General features: G+C 67.7%; 18 protein-coding genes. 11 read left to right on the top strand and 7 right to left on the bottom strand.

Annotated elements, in window-relative coordinates; genetic code table 11:
• Positions 1 to 36: 36 nt before the first annotated feature.
• Positions 37 to 807 (bottom strand): septal ring lytic transglycosylase RlpA family protein, encoded by a 771-nt coding sequence (locus AC3WRR_RS22235; protein ID WP_439668350.1) that lies wholly within the window; start codon positions 805 to 807, stop codon positions 37 to 39.
• 281 nt (positions 808 to 1,088) lie between these two features.
• On the opposite strand from AC3WRR_RS22235, the gene AC3WRR_RS22230 reads away from it, so the two are divergent.
• From AC3WRR_RS22230 to AC3WRR_RS22220, 3 genes are all read left to right on the top strand, one after another.
• Positions 1,089 to 1,739, top strand: a complete 651-nt coding sequence (locus AC3WRR_RS22230) for an MBL fold metallo-hydrolase (protein WP_492298169.1) — start codon at positions 1,089 to 1,091, stop codon at positions 1,737 to 1,739.
• A gap of 4 nt (positions 1,740 to 1,743) precedes the next feature.
• Entirely contained in the window at positions 1,744 to 2,400 is a 657-nt protein-coding gene (locus AC3WRR_RS22225) for a hypothetical protein (RefSeq protein WP_010812132.1), read from the top strand.
• Positions 2,401 to 2,607: 207 nt separating this feature from the next.
• Entirely contained in the window at positions 2,608 to 2,835 is a 228-nt protein-coding gene (locus AC3WRR_RS22220; protein WP_010812133.1) for a hypothetical protein, read from the top strand.
• An 88-nt stretch (positions 2,836 to 2,923) separates the two neighbouring features.
• Here the strand turns inward: AC3WRR_RS22220 and arsC are convergent, their stop codons facing one another.
• Positions 2,924 to 3,283, bottom strand: coding sequence for an arsenate reductase (glutaredoxin) (gene arsC / locus AC3WRR_RS22215; RefSeq protein ID WP_010812134.1), 360 nt, complete (start codon positions 3,281 to 3,283; stop codon positions 2,924 to 2,926).
• Between the two features lie 174 nt (positions 3,284 to 3,457).
• Between arsC and AC3WRR_RS22210 the strand changes: the two genes are divergently transcribed.
• Together AC3WRR_RS22210 and AC3WRR_RS22205 are read left to right on the top strand one after the other, a co-directional pair.
• Positions 3,458 to 4,039 carry a GNAT family N-acetyltransferase gene (locus AC3WRR_RS22210; protein ID WP_010812135.1) on the top strand — a complete coding sequence of 194 codons (582 nt, stop codon included), beginning with the start codon at positions 3,458 to 3,460 and terminating at the stop codon, positions 4,037 to 4,039.
• Between the two features lie 97 nt (positions 4,040 to 4,136).
• A complete protein-coding gene (locus tag AC3WRR_RS22205) occupies positions 4,137 to 4,421 on the top strand; it encodes a hypothetical protein (protein ID WP_058698094.1) in 285 nt (94 codons plus the stop codon).
• An 87-nt stretch (positions 4,422 to 4,508) separates the two neighbouring features.
• Here AC3WRR_RS22205 and AC3WRR_RS22200 read toward each other — a convergent pair whose 3' ends face one another.
• Positions 4,509 to 5,777 (bottom strand): M20/M25/M40 family metallo-hydrolase, encoded by a 1,269-nt coding sequence (locus AC3WRR_RS22200; RefSeq protein WP_010812137.1) that lies wholly within the window; start codon positions 5,775 to 5,777, stop codon positions 4,509 to 4,511.
• 57 nt (positions 5,778 to 5,834) lie between these two features.
• Complete coding sequence (locus AC3WRR_RS22195) at positions 5,835 to 7,091, bottom strand: allantoate amidohydrolase (RefSeq protein ID WP_010812138.1); 1,257 nt, start codon at positions 7,089 to 7,091, stop codon at positions 5,835 to 5,837.
• A gap of 425 nt (positions 7,092 to 7,516) precedes the next feature.
• Here AC3WRR_RS22195 and AC3WRR_RS22190 point away from each other — a divergent pair, with 425 nt between their 5' ends.
• The 5 genes from AC3WRR_RS22190 (at position 7,517) to AC3WRR_RS22170 (ending at position 12,730) form a co-directional block, all read left to right on the top strand.
• Positions 7,517 to 8,917: a C4-dicarboxylate transporter DctA gene (locus tag AC3WRR_RS22190; protein ID WP_010812139.1), complete on the top strand. Its 1,401-nt coding sequence runs from the start codon at positions 7,517 to 7,519 to the stop codon at positions 8,915 to 8,917.
• Between the two features lie 48 nt (positions 8,918 to 8,965).
• Positions 8,966 to 9,658 (top strand): GntR family transcriptional regulator, encoded by a 693-nt coding sequence (locus tag AC3WRR_RS22185; protein ID WP_010812140.1) that lies wholly within the window; start codon positions 8,966 to 8,968, stop codon positions 9,656 to 9,658.
• Positions 9,659 to 10,234: 576 nt separating this feature from the next.
• Positions 10,235 to 11,038 carry an SDR family oxidoreductase gene (locus AC3WRR_RS22180; protein WP_010812141.1) on the top strand — a complete coding sequence of 268 codons (804 nt, stop codon included), beginning with the start codon at positions 10,235 to 10,237 and terminating at the stop codon, positions 11,036 to 11,038.
• A 49-nt stretch (positions 11,039 to 11,087) separates the two neighbouring features.
• Complete coding sequence (locus tag AC3WRR_RS22175; RefSeq protein WP_010812142.1) at positions 11,088 to 11,867, top strand: enoyl-CoA hydratase-related protein; 780 nt, start codon at positions 11,088 to 11,090, stop codon at positions 11,865 to 11,867.
• 26 nt (positions 11,868 to 11,893) lie between these two features.
• Positions 11,894 to 12,730: a crotonase/enoyl-CoA hydratase family protein gene (locus tag AC3WRR_RS22170; protein ID WP_010812143.1), complete on the top strand. Its 837-nt coding sequence runs from the start codon at positions 11,894 to 11,896 to the stop codon at positions 12,728 to 12,730.
• A 10-nt stretch (positions 12,731 to 12,740) separates the two neighbouring features.
• On the opposite strand, the gene AC3WRR_RS22165 is transcribed toward AC3WRR_RS22170, so the two are convergent.
• The 3 genes from AC3WRR_RS22165 to AC3WRR_RS22155 form a co-directional block, all read right to left on the bottom strand.
• A complete protein-coding gene (locus AC3WRR_RS22165) occupies positions 12,741 to 13,121 on the bottom strand; it encodes a DUF2784 domain-containing protein (protein WP_010812144.1) in 381 nt (126 codons plus the stop codon).
• 17 nt (positions 13,122 to 13,138) lie between these two features.
• The gene (locus tag AC3WRR_RS22160; RefSeq protein ID WP_010812145.1) at positions 13,139 to 14,059 is read right to left on the bottom strand and encodes a LysR family transcriptional regulator; all 921 of its coding nucleotides are present in this window, start codon (positions 14,057 to 14,059) and stop codon (positions 13,139 to 13,141) included.
• Positions 14,060 to 14,207: 148 nt separating this feature from the next.
• On the bottom strand, positions 14,208 to 14,903 hold the full coding sequence (locus tag AC3WRR_RS22155) for a hypothetical protein (RefSeq protein WP_011616208.1): 696 nt from the start codon (positions 14,901 to 14,903) through the stop codon (positions 14,208 to 14,210).
• A gap of 283 nt (positions 14,904 to 15,186) precedes the next feature.
• Between AC3WRR_RS22155 and gcl the strand changes: the two genes are divergently transcribed.
• Positions 15,187 to 16,971: a glyoxylate carboligase gene (gene gcl / locus AC3WRR_RS22150; protein ID WP_010812147.1), complete on the top strand. Its 1,785-nt coding sequence runs from the start codon at positions 15,187 to 15,189 to the stop codon at positions 16,969 to 16,971.
• Positions 16,972 to 17,014: the final 43 nt, after the last annotated feature.

Here is a 17,014-nt window from a genome sequence, read left to right as displayed (position 1 = left end):
GTCAGCGCGCGGCGGCATGCGGCGGCGCTGCCCTGGTCAGCGCCGTGTGCGCTTGACGGTCTTGCCGCCGGCCTTGGTCGACTTGCGCGCCTTGGCGGGCGCCAGCGAGTTGGCCAGTTCCGGCACGGATACGTCGTCGTCGCCGCTGCCGTCGCCGGCCTCGGTGCCGCCGGCATCGATCTGCGGACCCAGCGCGGCCACTTCGGTGCGCGTCAGGCGGCGGATTTCGACGTTGGTGGCGCCGCGTTCGACGAAGCCCAGGCGGCGCGCGGCGCCGTAGGACACGTCCAGCACGCGGTTGCCGTGGTATGGCCCGCGGTCATTGATGCGCAGCACTGCAACCTTGTTGTTGCGCAGGTTGCGCACCAGCACCCAGCTGTCGAGCGGCAGCGTCGGATGGGCGGCGGTCATGGCGCGCATGTCGAAGCGTTCGCCGTTGGCGGTCTTGCGGCCGTGGAAGCCCTTGCCGTACCAGGACGAAACGCCGCGCTGCTCGAACGTGCCGATGTCGGCGCGCAGGCCGTCCAGCGAGCTGCCGCTGCGGCCTTCGTCCGCGTCATAGCCGAACAGGTTCCAGCTGCCGCTGCCCGAGGCGCGCGCGGACTTGTTGTCTGCGTCGGTGCGATCGGTCTTGCCGGCCTTGCCGTTCTTTGCCGCGCGCGTGGGCACGGCGCCAGCGTTGTCGTTGCTTGCGTTGTCGCCTTCAGGGGGCGTGGCACAGGCGGCCAGCACCACGGCACATGCGGTGCATGCGCCGAGCTTGGCCAGCCGTTGCCAGCGCTTAACGAGAGCGGAGATCCGTAACATGGGCGGCAGTCTAACATTGACTCTTTACGACTATCTCTTTCATTTTGTTACGAAATCTGTGCGATTTCGCACGATCATGACCTATCTGCCCGGAATCCCGCTTGTGGCAAGGGATTCCCGCCCGAGACGGGGCTTTCGCGCGGGTAATGCATAAAGCACACGACTTGCATCGCGGGCGGTGAATCGCCGCCCGGCGCTACAATGCTGGGCACCGCCCGCCGTCCGTGCGGGCCACTCCGTGGCGCCCGGCCAGAAGGCGCCCGGCGCACAAGAAATCGTCCATGAAAGCCCTGCTCATTCCCGTCACGCCCTTCCAGCAAAACTGTTCGCTGCTGATCGATGAAAGCACCGGCCGCGCCGCGGTCTGCGATCCCGGCGGCGACCTGGATCGCATCCGTGAGGCGGTCAGGGAGCAAGGCGTCACGCTGGAAAAGATCTTCCTGACGCATGGCCATGTCGATCACTGCGCCGGCGCCGCAGCGCTCGCGCGCGAGCTGGATATCCCCATCGAAGGCCCGCAGCAGGACGAGCGCTTCTGGATCGAGCAGCTGCCCGAGCAGACGCGCCGCTTCGGCTTCGGCCACGCCGAGAGCTTCGAGCCAGACCGCTGGCTGGAGAACGGCGACACCGTGCAGTTCGGCAACGAGACGCTGGAGGTCTACCACTGCCCCGGCCACACGCCCGGCCACGTGGTGTTCTTCTCGCGCGCCAACCGGCTGGCGGTGGTGGGCGACGTGCTGTTCGCCGGCTCGATCGGCCGCACCGACTTCCCGCGCGGCAACCATGCCGATCTGATCCGCTCGATCCGCACGCGGCTGTGGCCACTGGGCGAGGACGTGACTTTCATTCCCGGGCACGGCCCGGTCTCCACCTTCGGCGAGGAACGCCGCAACAACCCGTTCGTGGCCGATCACCTGACCGAAGTGGGCTGAGGCCGTGGCCAAGCGACAGGTGCCCGACACCCGCCCGGAGATCTACGTCAGCACCGACGTGGAAGCCGACGGCCCGATCCCGGGCCCGCATTCGATGCTGTCGTTCGCGTCCGCGGCAATGCTGGCGGACAAGACCGTGGTGGGCACGTTCTCCGCCAACCTCGAGACCCTGCCCGGCGCCGCCGGCCACCCGGTGCAGATGCAGTGGTGGCAAACCCAGCCCGAAGCCTGGAGCGCCTGCCGGCGCGACCTGCAGCGCCCCGAGGACGCCATGGTCCGCTATGTCGAATGGGTCGAGAGCCTGCCCGGCAAGCCGGTCTTCGTGGCCTTTCCGGCCGGCTTCGATTTCACCTGGATGTTCTGGTACATGATGCGGTTCGCCGGGCGCTCGCCCTTTGGCTGGGCCGCCCTCGACATCAAGACGCTGGGCTTTGCGCTGACCGGGCGCCCCTACCGCAAGACCGTCAAGGCGGCCTTCCCGGCCGCCTGGATGGATCCGCTGCCGCACACCCATGTGGCGCTGGACGATGCGCTCGAACAGGGTGCGCTGTTCTGCAACATGCTCGCTACGCTGCGTGAGCGCGAGGCCGCACTGGCCAGCCTGGCGTCCGATGCCGCAGCGGACGCTAGCGAGCCCTCACCTTCGTCCGGGCAGCCCTGAACGGTTGCTGCGCCGCGGCAGCCACGGCGGCACGCCCCTTGCAGGCTTTGCGTTCGCATCCCACGCCAGCGCGCCTATAGTAGAAGCGGATATGGCGTACCGGGCGAAACGAGCCACAGACTATCCGGCGCACTTGCGCAGCCACGCCATATGCCGTTTGAGCCATGTTGCCCGGATCGCGCGGCGCCTGCCGAGGAGGTGTCGATCATGCGTTTTCATACCGACCTGCACTTGAGAGACCTGGCCGGCCGGATCCATTGGCCGCATGCCACGCGGGGCGCCACACCTATCACCCATCGCCACACCTCGGATGAGGACGCCGAAGTCGCCAAGGCCACGCTATACGTCAGCACGGTGACGCTGGTGGTGCTACTGGTCGTACTGGCGGCCATCGCTTTCGGTCAGGAGGCCATGCACTGGCTGGGTGTTCATTAGACGACCCGCCTGAAGCTGTTTGCCTCAAGCACCGGCCGGCCCCCACCACGTGGGGGCCGGTTTTATTTGGTGCCGTGCATGGGCTGGCTCAGGCCAGCAGCGGCGCCACGTTCTCGGGCGGCCGGCCGATCGCGGCGCGGCGGTTGCGCACCACCACCGGACGCTGCAGCAGGATCGGGTTGTCGGCCACGGCGGCCAGCAGCTCGGCCTCGGTCAGGCCAGGATCGGCCAGGCCCAGATCGGCGTACGGCGCTTCGTTGTCGCGCAGCATCTCGCGTACCGGCACGCCCAGCATGGTGTGCAACTGGCGCAGCGTGGCCAGCGACGGCGGCTCTTTCAGGTATTCCACGATTTCCACCGGTTCGCCCAGCCGCTCGCTGGCGGCCTGGACCAGGGCGAGCGTTTCGCGCGACTTGGAGCAGCGGGGGTTGTGGTAGATGGTGATCATGGCAGGGTCCTTTCTTGTCGTTGCCGTGCCCCGCCCCGGGGCGTTGGCACTAATGCGGTGCAAATCAATCCGCACTATATACAAGACACCGGCCCTCGCGCAGCATCACGCTGGTGCAAGTGGCCGGCACGCATCCTGCGTTGCCCCAAGTCCTTGCATAGGGCGCCATTCCCGATGACTTCCACTACCGTTTCCGCCACGACGCCGTCCGCCGGCACGCGCAAACCCTTCACCCTGCGCGACGCCACACCCGCCGACGTTCCTGCCATCCACGCCATCTACGCGCACCATGTGCTGCACGGCCGCGCCTCGTTCGAGGAAACGCCGCCGAGCCTGGACGAGATGCAGCTGCGTTTTGCCGAAGTCCACCGCAAGGGCCTGCCCTACCTGGTCGCCGTGCGCGACGGCGAGGTGCTGGGCTATGCCTATGCATCGTCCTACCGCGCGCGCAGCGCCTACCGCTTCGCCATCGAGGATTCGATCTATATCGACCACCGCCGCGTCGGCGAGGGCCTGGGCCAGGCCCTGCTGGCCGAACTGGTCGCCCGCTGCGAGACCGGTCCCTGGCGCCAGATGGTCGCCGTGATCGCCTGCACCGCCGGCGGCGAAGGCGCCGGTTCGCTGGCCGTGCATGAGCGCCTGGGCTTCCGCACCGTCGGCCGGCTGGAAGCGGTGGGGTTCAAGCACGGGCAATGGATCGATACGGTGCTGATGCAGCGGGTGCTGGGGGTGGGGGCGACGACGCTGCCGGCGTAGGAGGAATCGGCCGCGGCAAGTTCCGACGTGTCCCATAGTCGCGCAGGTGCCCTGGTATCGACAATGCCTATTCTTCGTCATTACAAGGACATTGGACATGCTGGTGTCGGAAGAAGCCCCGTTCATTCTCACGCTGAACCCGCAATTGCGTGACGCATTCATAGCCGAGGCCGCGGCTGAGGGCCTTACCACCTCGCAGGTTGCTGAGGCGCTGGTGCGCGAGTATCTGGCGCGGCGCAGGCAGGCACGCGACGAGGAGGTCCTTTTCCAGCAGATGATTGAGGAAGGCAGGGTTTCGATGCGTGCCGGCATCGGCATTCCGAATGAGCAGGTGGAAGCAGAGTCCGCCGCGTGGTGTGCCGCGATATTGCGGAAAGCTTGAGAACAAGAAAGCAAAGCGCCACGGGGTCTCCGTGGCGCTTTTGCGTTGGCCGACCGCCTGTTGGCAGTCCGGCTCAATCGAAATGACTTACTTCATCAGGTCCGACAGCGCCAGCGCCACCACCTTGGTCGCGCGGTTCAGGTCGTTCAGGCGCAGGTTCTCGTCCGAGTTATGGCCGCGGGCTTCCATCAGCGTGCGCGGGCCGGCGCCGTACAGCACGGTCGGGATGCCGCGCTTGGTGTAGTGGCGCGCGTCGGTGTAGAGCGGCACGCCTTGCACCGGGATCTCCACGCCGAATACGGACTCGGCACGGCTCTTCAGCGCGCCGATCAGCTTTTCCACGCCCGGCAGTTCCGACAGCGGCTCGGCCAGGATGATGCGCTCGACCTTCACTTCGATGCCCGGACGGTCCTTGGCGGCCTTTTCCACCACGGCGCGGATCTCGCCTTCGGCGTCGAAGCCGATTTCCTCGGGGATCATGCGGCGGTCGACGCGGAAGGTCACCAGGTCAGGCACCACGTTGGTATTGATGCCGCCCTTGATCAGGCCGACGTTCAGCGTGGCGGTGTCGATGCCCGGCACCTTCGACTTGCGCGTGGCCAGCTCGGCGCGCAGGCCGTAGATGGCTTGCAGGATGTGGGTGGCGGCTTCGATCGCATCCACGCCCGTATGCGGCATGGCGGCGTGGCCCTGCTTGCCCTTGACCGTCACTTCGACGTGCAGGCAGCCGTTGTGCGACGAGGTGATGCCGTACGAGAAGCCGGCCGAGATGGCGTAGTCGGCCTTGCTCAGGTTGTTGTCGAGCAGGAACTTGGGACCGATGTCGCCGCCGGTTTCCTCGTCATAGGTGAACTGCAGCTCAACCGCGCCGTTGATCCTGGCGCCCTGCTTCTCTGCTTCCATCAGCGCCAGCACGGCGTAGGTGTAGGTGGCGAAGTCAGATTTGGATACCGCCACGCCGCGGCCGTACATGACCGGGCCGTGCTCGCTGTCGGCCACTTCACCGCCGTACGGGTCCTTGGTCCAGCCCAGGCCCGGGGGCACCACGTCGCCGTGGGCGTTCATGGCGATGGTCGGGCCGCCCGTGCCGAACTGCTTGCGCACGATCAGGTTGGTGGCGCTGATCATGCCGGCTGCCTTCACTAGCTCGTCCGGCACCTTGTGCGCCTCCACCGTGAAGCCCAGGCCCTCCAGCAGTTCCTTGGCGCGCTTGCCATGGGCGTCGCAGTCGCCTGCGGGGTTGTCCGAGGGCACCTTGACCAGTTCGGCCAGGAAGGCTTCCTGTTCCGGACGGTGCTGGTCGATGAACTGCGTCAGCGTGGTTTCAGTGGGGTTCATATTGTCTCGTGCGGTCATGACTTGTTCTCTCAACTACGGAGGGGTTCGGGTGGGTTCCGGGGAATCTGCGCTGGCTTACTGCGGCAGGCGGAAGTGCTCGACGAAATCGCTGAACACGCGCGCGGACAGGGCGGCGTCCTCGGCGGTCATGGTTTCGGTGGGATGGTGGCTGATGCCGCCGTTGCCGCAGCGCACGAACAGCATGGCGACGTCGGCGATGGCGGCAATGGCCATGGCGTCGTGGCCGGCGCCCGACGGCAGGTGGCGCACCGGCACGCCCTGGCGGGCAATCGCGGCGGCCCATTGCTCTTGCAGCCACGGGGCGCAGGGAACACTCTTGGCCTCATGGGTCTTGCGCACCTGCGTGCGCACGTTGCGGCGCGCGCACACGCGCTCGATCTCGGCCAGCACGTCGTTGACGGCGGCCTCGCGCTCGGCGTCAGCGCCGGCGCGGATGTCGATGGAGAACACGGCGCGGCCCGGCACCACGTTGGCGGCGCCGTTGGGCACGTTGAACTGGCCGACCGTGCCGACCAGGCCCGGCTTGCCGCCGCAGCGCTTCTCGATATACAGGCCGATCTCGGCCCCGGCCATGGCGGCGTCGCGGCGCATGTCCATCGGCACCGTGCCGGCGTGGCCGGCCAGGCCTTCGAGCTCGACGATAAAGCGGGTGGCGCCGGAGATTGCCGTCACCACGCCCACCGGCAGGTTTTCATTGAGCAGCACCGGACCTTGTTCGATGTGGACTTCGATGAAGGCCGCGACCTTGCTGCTGTCATGCCTGGCGGCGGGCAAGGCAGTGGCGTCGAAACCGGCCTCGCGCATCACCTGGCGCATGGTCTTGCCGCTGTCGTCGACGTTGTCCAGCACGTTGTTGTCGAAGGTGCCGGCGATGGCGCGGCTGCCCAGCAGCGTGGCCTTGAAGCGCACGCCCTCTTCCTCGGCAAAGCCGACCACCTCGATCGCAAACGGGAAGCGCTTGCCCTGGCGGTTCCATTCGGCCACGCACGCGATCGGCAGGATCACGCCGAGGTTGCCGTCATAGCGGCCGCCGTCGCGCACGGTGTCGAAGTGCGAGCCCGTCAGCAGCGCCGGCGCATCGGGCGAAGTGCCCTCATAGCGGCCGATCACGTTGCCGGCGGCGTCGCGCCGCACCGTCATGCCGGCCTGCTGCATCCATTCGGTCAGCTGCGCGGCGGCGCCGTGGTGGGCCTCGGTCAGGTAGGTACGGGTGAGCATGCCGGGCTGCTCGGTGTGGACGGCCAGGGCGTCGGCCCAGGCCATGATGCGCGTGCCAGTCTCTGCGGCGGACGGCGACGGATTTGCTGCCATGCGTTGTCTCCTGCTGGAAGTGCGTGAACGCCGCGGCGGGTGGTCCGGCAAGACCCGCCGGCGTCTGCCGCAAGGCCTGCCGGCGCGGGCGTGGCGCCCGGGCCGAAGCTCTATTCTGTGCGATTCATGTTAGCACAGTGAATTCAAAAATTGCATACAAAAATGATATGCACTATATTCGCTTCCACGTTCAGACAATTTGCCGCGGACAATCCGGTCCGGACAGGCGATTGCGTGGATTCCGCCTCAACAGGGGGGCCATCCGCGAAGTGGCGCGCTCCCGACCCGGAAGCCAGCACGGAACGTAAGGCCGGCAGCCACCCGCCAGTAGAGCAGTACGGGGCCGCCGGTGATTCCTGGATCAGATGGGCCAGCCAGCGCCAGCCAATGGACAGGCGCCGGACCGGCCCGGTACGGAGACAACCATGCAGCATGCAGTTCCCTCGCAGCCCCGCCCCGGCGCCCCCCAGCCCCGTTTGCACATCCGCTTCACCCGTTCGCTGTTTGGCCAGGTGCTGATTGCCCTGGTAATTGGCACGGCACTCGGCCTGGCATTCCCTGAATTCGCCGCCAAGCTCAAGCCGCTTGGCGATGCCTTTATCAAGCTGATCAAGATGCTGATCGGCCCGATCGTGTTCTGCGTGGTGGTGGCCGGCATCTGCGGCGCCGGCGAGCTGAAGAAGGTCGGCCGCGTCGGCATCAAGGCGGTGGTGTACTTCGAGATCGTCACCACCATCGCGCTGGCGCTGGGCATCCTGCTGGCCTATGTGTTCCAGCCCGGCGTCGGCATGAATGTCGACCCGCGTTCGCTCGATGCGTCGGCCATCGCCGGATTTATCGACAACGCGACCAAGGTGAAGGACCAGGGCACGGTCGACTTCCTGCTCAAGCTGATCCCCAATACCGTGTTCGGCGCCTTTGCCAACGGCGACGTGCTGCAGGTGCTGCTGGTGTCGATCCTGTTCGGCTGCGCGCTGTCTCTGGTGGGTGAGCCGGGCCGGCCGCTGGTCAGGCTGATCGACACCTTCTCGCATACGCTGTTCAAGATGATGGGCTTCATCATCAAGCTGGCGCCGCTGGGCGTGCTGGGCGCGGTGGCCTTCACCGTGGGCAAGTACGGCATCGGCTCGCTCAAGCAGCTCGGCTTCCTGGTATTCCTGTTCTACGGCGCGGTGATCGTGTTCGTGCTGGTGGTGCTGGGCACCATCATGCGCGTGTGCGGCTTCTCGGTGATCAAGCTGATCCGCTACCTGCGCGCCGAGCTGCTGGTGGTGCTGGGCACGGCCTCGTCCGACAGCGTGCTGCCGCAGGTGATGAAGAAGCTGGAGTTCATGGGCATCAAGAAGTCGGTGGTGGGCCTGGTGATCCCGACCGGCTACTCGTTCAACCTGGATGCGTTCTCGATCTACCTGACGCTGGCCGCGGTTTTTATCGCGCAGGCGACCAACACGCCGCTGGCGATGGGCGACCTGCTCGGCATCCTGGCGGTGGCGCTGGTCACCTCCAAGGGCGCGCACGGCATCCCCGGCTCGGCCATCGTGATCCTGGCCGCGACGCTGTCGGCACACCCGGCGATTCCCGCCATCGGGCTGGTGCTGGTGCTGTCGGTGGACTGGTTCATCGGCATCGCGCGTGCACTGGGCAACCTGATCGGCAACTGCGTGGCGACCGTGGTGGTGGCCGCCTGGGAGAAGGATATCGACCGCGAACGGGCCCATGGCGTGCTCAACGGCGCCATCGAGGCGACCGACCTGGATGCTGGCCTGGCCGCGATGGCGGAGGACGGCGTTACCGCCGGTTCTCCGGTCCCTGCGCCGGGGCGATAGAATCATGCCATCTCCCCAACCGCGCAGCCCCTGCGCAAGTGCGCTGCCATGCCCGAGCATATCGATCCTGACATGACCGCCGAAGCGATCGCCGAAGACATTGTCGCGGCCATCGTTTCGCACCGCCTGCCGCCCGGCACCAAGCTGCGCGAGGAGGCCCTGGCCAGTGTCTACCGCGTCAGCCGCACCAAGGTGCGCGCGGCGCTGCTGATGCTGTCCAAGGACAAGGTCATCCAGATCGTGCCCGACAAGGGTGCCTTCGTGGCCAAGCCCAGCGCCGAGGAGGCGCGCGAGGTCTTCGCGGTGCGCCGCATCCTGGAAGCGGCGCTGGCGCGCGAGTTCGTTGCCAAGGCGACCCCGGCCGACTACAAGCGCATCGACCGCCACCTGGCGGCCGAACGCAAGGCGCTGGGTGGCAACGATGCGCAGGTACGCACCCGGCTGCTGGGCGACTTCCATATCGTGCTGGCCGAGGTGGTCGGCAACGGCGTGCTGACCGAGATGATGCGCGAGCTGTCGACGCGCAGCGCGGTCATCACCATGCTGTACCAGTCGCGCCGCGACGCGGCCTGCTCGTCGGACGAGCACCGCGAATTCATCGAGGCCGCCCGTGCCGGCGATGTCGAGCGGGCCGTCACGCTGATGGTGGACCACCTGGGCCACGTGGAAGGTGCGCTGCATTTCGAGGAAACCGCGCCGGTGTCGCGCGGCAAGGACCTGGTGACCGCGCTGCTCGCGTAGGCGTCTGCTTGACGTGAGTCAAAGCGGCCACTGCCGCCCGCGCGCACACTTGACCCCGCCATGAAGACGCGGGGGCGCACTTCATGAGCACTCTGCCTTCCGGCACCTCATCGTCGGTAGGCCGCCCGCACGCTGCAACGGTGTGCGGGCTTTCTTTTTTCTGAGGACTGGGTTTTGCGCTGCGGAATGGCGCCCTGTCCCGCCGCCTGGCCGCGACGCAGTCCCGCACCCGTTTTTTCCTTTCCCGCCAGCTAGTTGCAGCGCCCGGAAGGCATTCCCGGCGCCGCCATTGTTGCGTCCGCGGTGGCCGGCATTGCCGGCAATACGCGAGATCGAATCCCGGCTTCGGGTTAGGATGCCGGAGGCCCGAGCCAGAGGCCGGCGCCGCCCCCCGCAGGATCCGGGGCGGACGCACACCAGAACAGAAACATGGAGACCGTCATGCGCCATCGCGCGATACCTGCGCTGCAGCCACGCCGCCGGCGCTAGCTCTCCCCTGCATTTCGCAACGCCACGGTCCTGTCTGACGCCGGATCGCGGCCCGCATCGCATGACCATCGATCGAGAGGACTTCCCATGCCCAGTGCCTTCCGCCCCGACGCCTTTGCCGGCAAGACCGTATTCGTCGCCGGCGCCTCCTCCGGCATCAACCTCGGCATCGCGCACGGCTTCGCGCGCGCCGGGGCGAAGCTGGCGCTGATCAGCCGCACCGCCGAGCGCATCCAGGCCGCCGCCGACACCATCACCGCGGCCGGCGGCACCGCCATCGGCATGGCCGCCGACGTGCGCGACTATGCCGCAGTGGAAGCGGCCTTCGCACGCGCCCAGGACAAACTGGGACCGATCGACGTGGTGATCTCCGGCGCCGCGGGCAACTTCCTCGCGCCCGTGGTCGGCATGTCGGCCAATGCCTTCAAGACGGTGGTCGATATCGACCTGCTCGGCACCTTCAACGTGTTCCGCGCCAGCTTCGACCACCTGGCCAAGCCGGGTGCGTCGCTGATCGCGATCACCGCGCCGCAGGCGGTCAACGCCATGATGTTCCAGGCCCATGCCTGCGCCGCCAAGGCCGGCATCAACATGCTGATCAAGTGCCTGGCGATGGAATGGGGCCCGGCCGGCGTGCGCGTGAACGGCATCTCGCCCGGCCCGATCGCCGACACCGAAGGCATGGCGCGGCTGGCGCCCACGGCCGAGATGGAGGCGCGCTACAAGGCCCGCCTGGCGCTGCGCGACTACGGCACCAAGGACGATATCGCCGATGCCGCGATGTACCTGAGCAGCGACAACGCGCACTACGTCACCGGCACCATCCTCGACTGCGACGGCGGCAGCAAGCTGGGCGACGCCTCCGCCGACGCGCTGAAGAAGCCGCAGTAGGTTTCCGCACCCGCACCGAACCACGACCAAGCAACAAGGAGAACCACCCATGACGGCATCCGTCCTCTATCAAGCCAGCGAAGGCGTGGCCACGCTGACCCTGAACCGCCCGGACGTGCTCAACGCGATGAACGGCGACCTGATGCGCGAGCTGCGCGAGGGCGTTGAGCGCGCCGCCGGCGATGCCGGCGTGCGCGCCGTGCTGATCACCGGCGCGGGCCGCGGCTTCTGCGCTGGCGCCGACCTGGCCGCGCGCGGCAAGGATGGCATCTCCGATTCCGGCACGCTGCTGCGCGAGCGCTACCACCCGATCATCATGGCGCTGCGCCAGATGCCCAAGCCGGTCGTCACCGCGGTCAACGGCGTGGCCGCCGGTGCCGGCATGAGCCTGGCGCTGGCGGGCGACGTGGTGCTGGCGGCCCGCTCGGCCAGCTTCCTGCAGGCCTTCTCCAAGATCGGCCTGGTCCCGGACGCCGGCAGCACCTACTTCGTGCCGCGCTATGCCGGCGAGATGCGCGCCCGCGCGCTGGCCATCCTGGCCGAGAAGATCGATGCCGAGGAGGCCCAGCGCATCGGCCTGGTGTGGAAGGTCCACGCCGACGACGCGCTGCAGGACGAGGCCGGCAAGCTGGCCCGCCACCTGGCCACCATGCCGACCATGGCCTACGGCATGATCAAGGAAGCCCTCAACCAGAGCTTCGACAACGACCTGGCCGCGCAGCTCGAAGTGGAGGCCACGCTGCAGTCGCGCGCCAGCCGCAGCGATGACTGCAAGGAAGGCGTAGCCGCCTTCATGGAGAAGCGCAAGCCCCAGTTCAAGGGCCGTTGAGAACCCGCATCACAAGGAGCCAGCGCATGAGCGCCAGCAGCAACGAACGTATCCTCGTCACCATCGAAGACGGCGTCGCCGACGTCCGCCTGAACCGCCCCGACAAGATGAACGCGCTCGACCAGGCCATGTTCGACGCGCTGATCGAGACCGGCGAGCAACTGGCGCGCATGCCCGACCTGCGCGCCGTGGTCCTGTCAGGCGAGGGCCGCGCCTTCTGCGCGGGGCTGGACATGGGCCGCATGGCGGGCATGTTGTCGGGCGGTGGCGGCGAATCCCACAACGACAGCATCGGCGCGGGCCGCCTCGGCAAGCGTACCAACGGCATGTCCAATCGCCCGCAGTACGCGTGCATGGTCTGGCGCGAACTGCCGGTGCCGGTCTTCGCCGCGGTCCACGGCGTGGCTTTCGGCGGCGGGCTGCAGGTGGCGCTGGGCGCTGACGTACGCTACGTCGCGCCCGATACCAGGCTGTCGGTCATGGAAATGAAGTGGGGGCTGGTGCCCGACATGGCCGGCATGGTGCTCACGCGCGGCCTGGTGCGCCCCGACGTGCTGCGCGAGCTGATCTACAGCGCGCGCGTGCTGAGCGGCACCGAAGCCTGCGAACTGGGCCTGGGCACCTACCTCGCCGACGACCCGCGCGCCGCGGCGCTGGAAGCCGCGCGCCAGGTGGCACAGAAGAACCCGGATGCGATCCGCGCGGCCAAGCGCCTGATGGCGGTGGTGGAGCGCGGCGACAATGCCGCCATCCTGCAGGCCGAGTCCGACGAGCAGGACCGGCTGGTCGGCTCACCCAACCAGCGCGAGGCAGTGCTGGCCAATATGCAGAAGCGCGCGCCGCGCTTCGAGCCGGCGGGCTGAAGCAAGCCGCTCAGTGGTGGTGCCGCGCGGCTCGCCGGCGGCGCCACCACAACGCATAGACCACCACGTTGACCACCAGCACCACCGCGCCGAGCCACAGCTGCACCGCGGGCGTGAGCCCGGCCGGATAGATCAGCGGCAACAGGTAGCGCTCGACAAAACCGCCGCTGTAGCCCGCCTGTCCCGCGGCCCGGCGCAGCATGTTTTCCAGCGGCGTCAGCGGGCAGATCCAGCCGGACCATTCGATCAGCACGCCCCACACCGCCGCCGGCAGGTGCAGCCATGCGACACGCGGCCAGCGCAACACCAGCAGGCCGCCCGCCACCACGAACAGGATAAACAGCCCGTGCACGATGACCACCAGGTCGGCCAGCCAGGCTGTGATCGGCATCGCGCTCGGCGGCGGCCTCAGTTGCCGCCCGCCGTGTCCATCCAGTAGCCCGGGCGCGCGAACTGCGCCTTCAGGTGCTCGATGAAGAAACGGATCTTGGCCGGCACCGGCCGCTGCTGCGGGTACACGGCAAGGATGTCGTAGGCCGGCAGCGCGTATTCGTCCAGCACCGTGATCAGCTCGCCGCTTTCCAGCTGCGGCAGGATCTCCCAGGTCGAGCGCCAGCCCAGGCCCAGGCCCTCGCCGGTCCAGCGGTGCAGCAGCTCGCCGTCGTTGCAGTCCAGGTTGCCGTTGACGCGCACGGTCACGGTCTTGCCGTTCTGGCTGAAGTACCAGCCGCGCTGCTGGCCGCCCTGCAGGTTGAACGCCAGGCAGTTGTGCTGGGCCAGGTCGTCCAGCGTCTGCGGCACGCCGTACCTGGCGAAGTACGCCGGCGTGCCGCACACCACGCGCTTGTTCGAGGCCAGCTTGATCGCGACAAAGTTCGGGTCGATGGCGCCGCCGATGCGGATGCCGACGTCATAGCCTTCGCGCACCAGGTCGACCACGCGGTCGGTCAGGTTGAACGAGATCTGCACTTCCGGGTTGGCCGAGAGGAACGCCGGCGCGTGCGGTGCCACGTGCTTGCGCCCGAACGCCGCCGGTGCCGAAACGATCAGGTGGCCGGTGGCCTTGTGCTTGCCTTCGGCGATCAGCATCTCGGCGCGGTCCAGGTCGGCCAGCGCCTTCTTGCACTGCTCCATGAACACCGCGCCCTGCTCGGTCACGGCGATGCGGCGCGTGGACCGGTGCAGCAGCTTGACGCCGATGCGGGCTTCCAGCGCGTTGATGCGGCGGCCGATCATCACCGGCGTCACGTTCTGCGTGAGCGCCGCGGCCGCCATGCTGCCGTGCTCCACCACGGCGATAAAGGCTTCGATTTGCTTGAGTTTGTCCATCGGATATTCGTCTCCCGGGCGCCATTGTGCGGCATCCCCGGGGATGTGGCATCCCTGCGCGGCTGATGGGCAGGATCGCGGCATCCGCATACGGCCGCGTCAGGGCCGCTGCCAGGGGCATGCCGCGTCACCCCAAGCCGGTGCGGAATCAGGCGGCCGGAGCCGCCCGCGCCCTGACCTGCGCGTTCATCTCGGCCGCTTCGCCCAGCACATGGGCCAGCCGCCGCAGCGGCCGGCTGCATTGCACGTGCAGGTACAGGTAGCAGGCCGCGCCGGTCACCACCATCACGCCGTAGAGCCACAGCAGCGTCCCGGCCATGGCCTGCTGGCGCGGCAGTGCCGCCACCACGGCCGCGGCCGGCGCCAGTGCCAGCAGCCCTGCCAGGGTACGCGCAGCACCTTCCCACAACCGCAGTTGCAACACCACACGCCGCTGGCGCGCCTGCAGCTGCTGCGGCGGGATGCGCGCCAACCGGCGCAGCAGCGCATCCTCGGCCACGCTGTGGCGGTCCATCTCGGCGGCCTGCCAGCGCAGCGGATGGCGCAGCCTGGCCAGCACGGTGCCGGCGCGCGTGAGTCCGGCGCCGACGTAACAGGCGGCCGACAAGGCCAGCAGCGCCTCGAAGGTCCGCAGCGACCACGGCGGCACCGGGTGCTTCAGCCACAGCCGCCAGACGGCCAGGGCCGCGCCACTCAGGATGGTCGCGACCAGCGCCGCGATGAAGCCCGCCCACAGCGCGCGCCCGAGGCGGCCGCCCGGCGCCGGAGGGTAGGCGGCCGGCCCGGGCGGGACGGCGACAAGCGCCTCAAGCAGTTCGTAAGTAGACGGCAGCCTGGAATACATGGTCGGCCCGGATGGCGAGGAATCCCGCCATTTTGCCGCACTGCGCTGCGGCGGCCGGCTGGCGCGGCCCCGTACCCACCGCTGCGCTGCGTGCCCGCACCGTCACACCACATATCCAATTGCGTACCCCGGCGTACCCCCGCCGACCGTCCGATCTGGCTTCCAAGGCGATATTGCGTACCCCAGGTATCGAATCAACTGATCTCCCTTCTGTTTATCCCACCCCGCCTGCGGGAATAGGATCGACTCCAACGGAATTCACACCATCACTGGAGACAAGATCATGGCAAAGATGAGAGCAATCGACGCGGCAATCGCCGTGCTGGAGAAGGAAGGCGTGACCACGGCATTCGGCGTGCCGGGCGCGGCCATCAACCCGTTCTACTCGGCAATGCGCAAGTCGGGCAACATCAACCACGTGCTGGCCCGCCACGTCGAGGGCGCCTCGCACATGGCCGAAGGCTACACCCGTGCCGAGCCGGGCAACATCGGCGTCTGCGTCGGCACCTCGGGCCCCGCCGGCACCGACATGATCACCGGCCTGTACTCGGCCTGGGCCGATTCGATCCCCATCCTCTGCATTACCGGCCAGGCCCCGCGCGCCCGCCTGTACAAGGAAGACTTCCAGGCCGTCGATATCGAGTCGATCGCCAAGCCCGTGACCAAGTGGGCCGTGACCGTGCGCGAGCCGGCCCTGGTGCCGCAAGTGTTCCAGCAAGCCTTCCACATCATGCGTTCGGGCCGCCCGGGTCCGGTGCTGATCGACCTGCCGTTCGATGTGCAGGTGGCCGAGATCGAATTCGATGTCGACACCTACCAGTCGCTGCAGCCGTACAAGCCGGCTGCCTCGCGCGCCCAGATCGAGAAGGCCATCTCGATGCTGAACGCGGCCGAGCGCCCGCTGATCGTGTGCGGCGGCGGCGTGATCAACGCCGACGCGGCGGATCTGCTGGTCGAGTTCGCTGAACTGGTCAACGTGCCAGTGGTGCCGACCCTGATGGGCTGGGGCGTGCTGGCCGACGACCACCCGCTGCAAGCCGGCATGGTCGGCCTGCAGACCTCGCACCGCTACGGCAACGCCACGCTGCTGGCTTCGGACTTCGTGATGGGCATCGGCAACCGCTGGGCCAACCGCCACACCGGCAGCGTCGATGTCTACACCAAGGGCCGCAAGTTCGTGCACGTCGATATCGAACCCACCCAGATCGGCCGCGTGTTCGGACCTGACCTGGGCATCGTGTCGGACGCCAAGGCCGCGCTGGAACTGTTCGTTGAAGTTGCCCGCGAAATGAAGATGGCCGGCCGCCTGCCGTGCCGCAAGTCGTGGGTGGCCGACGTGCAGAAGCGCCGCCGCACCATGCAGCGCAAGAGCGATTTCGACAACGTGCCGGTCAAGCCGCAGCGCGTGTACCGCGAGATGAACCAGTACTTCCCGCGCGACGTGCGTTATGTCAGCACCATCGGCCTGTCGCAGATCGCCGCGGCCCAGTTCCTGTCGGTCAACGAGCCGCGCCACTGGATCAACTGCGGCCAGGCCGGCCCGCTGGGCTGGACCATCCCGGCCGCGATCGGCGTGAAGACCGCCTCGCCGGATTCGGATGTGGTGGCGATCTCGGGCGACTACGACTTCCAGTTCATGATCGAAGAACTGGCCGTGGCCGCGCAGTTCAAGGTGCCGTACATCCACGTGGTGGTGAACAACTCCTACCTCGGCCTGATCCGCCAGGCGCAGCGCAACTTCGAGATGGACTACTGCGTGCAGCTGGCCTTCGACAACGTCAACTCGCCTGAACTGAACGGCTACGGCGTGGACCACGTCAAGGTGGTCGAGGGCCTGGGCTGCAAGGCGATCCGCGTGTTCAAGCCGGAAGACATCGCCCCGGCCTTCGCCGAAGCGCGCGACCTGATGGCCGAGTTCTCGGTGCCGGTGGTGGTCGAGGTGATCCTGGAGCGCGTGACCAATATCGCGATGGGCACCGAGATCGACAACGTCAACGAATTCGAGCCGATCGAAGACCTCGAGGACATCGAGGAAGCGATCCTGAAGGAAGAAGTGGAAACGGCGTAAGCGGCACCATTCCAACATGGAAGCGCGGGCCACGGCCCGCGCA

The organism is Cupriavidus sp. FW305-3-2-15-C-LB2 (assembly GCF_058787575.1).
The sequence above is the reverse complement of the archived record's forward strand: the minus strand, read 5'-3'. Positions and strand labels throughout refer to the sequence as shown.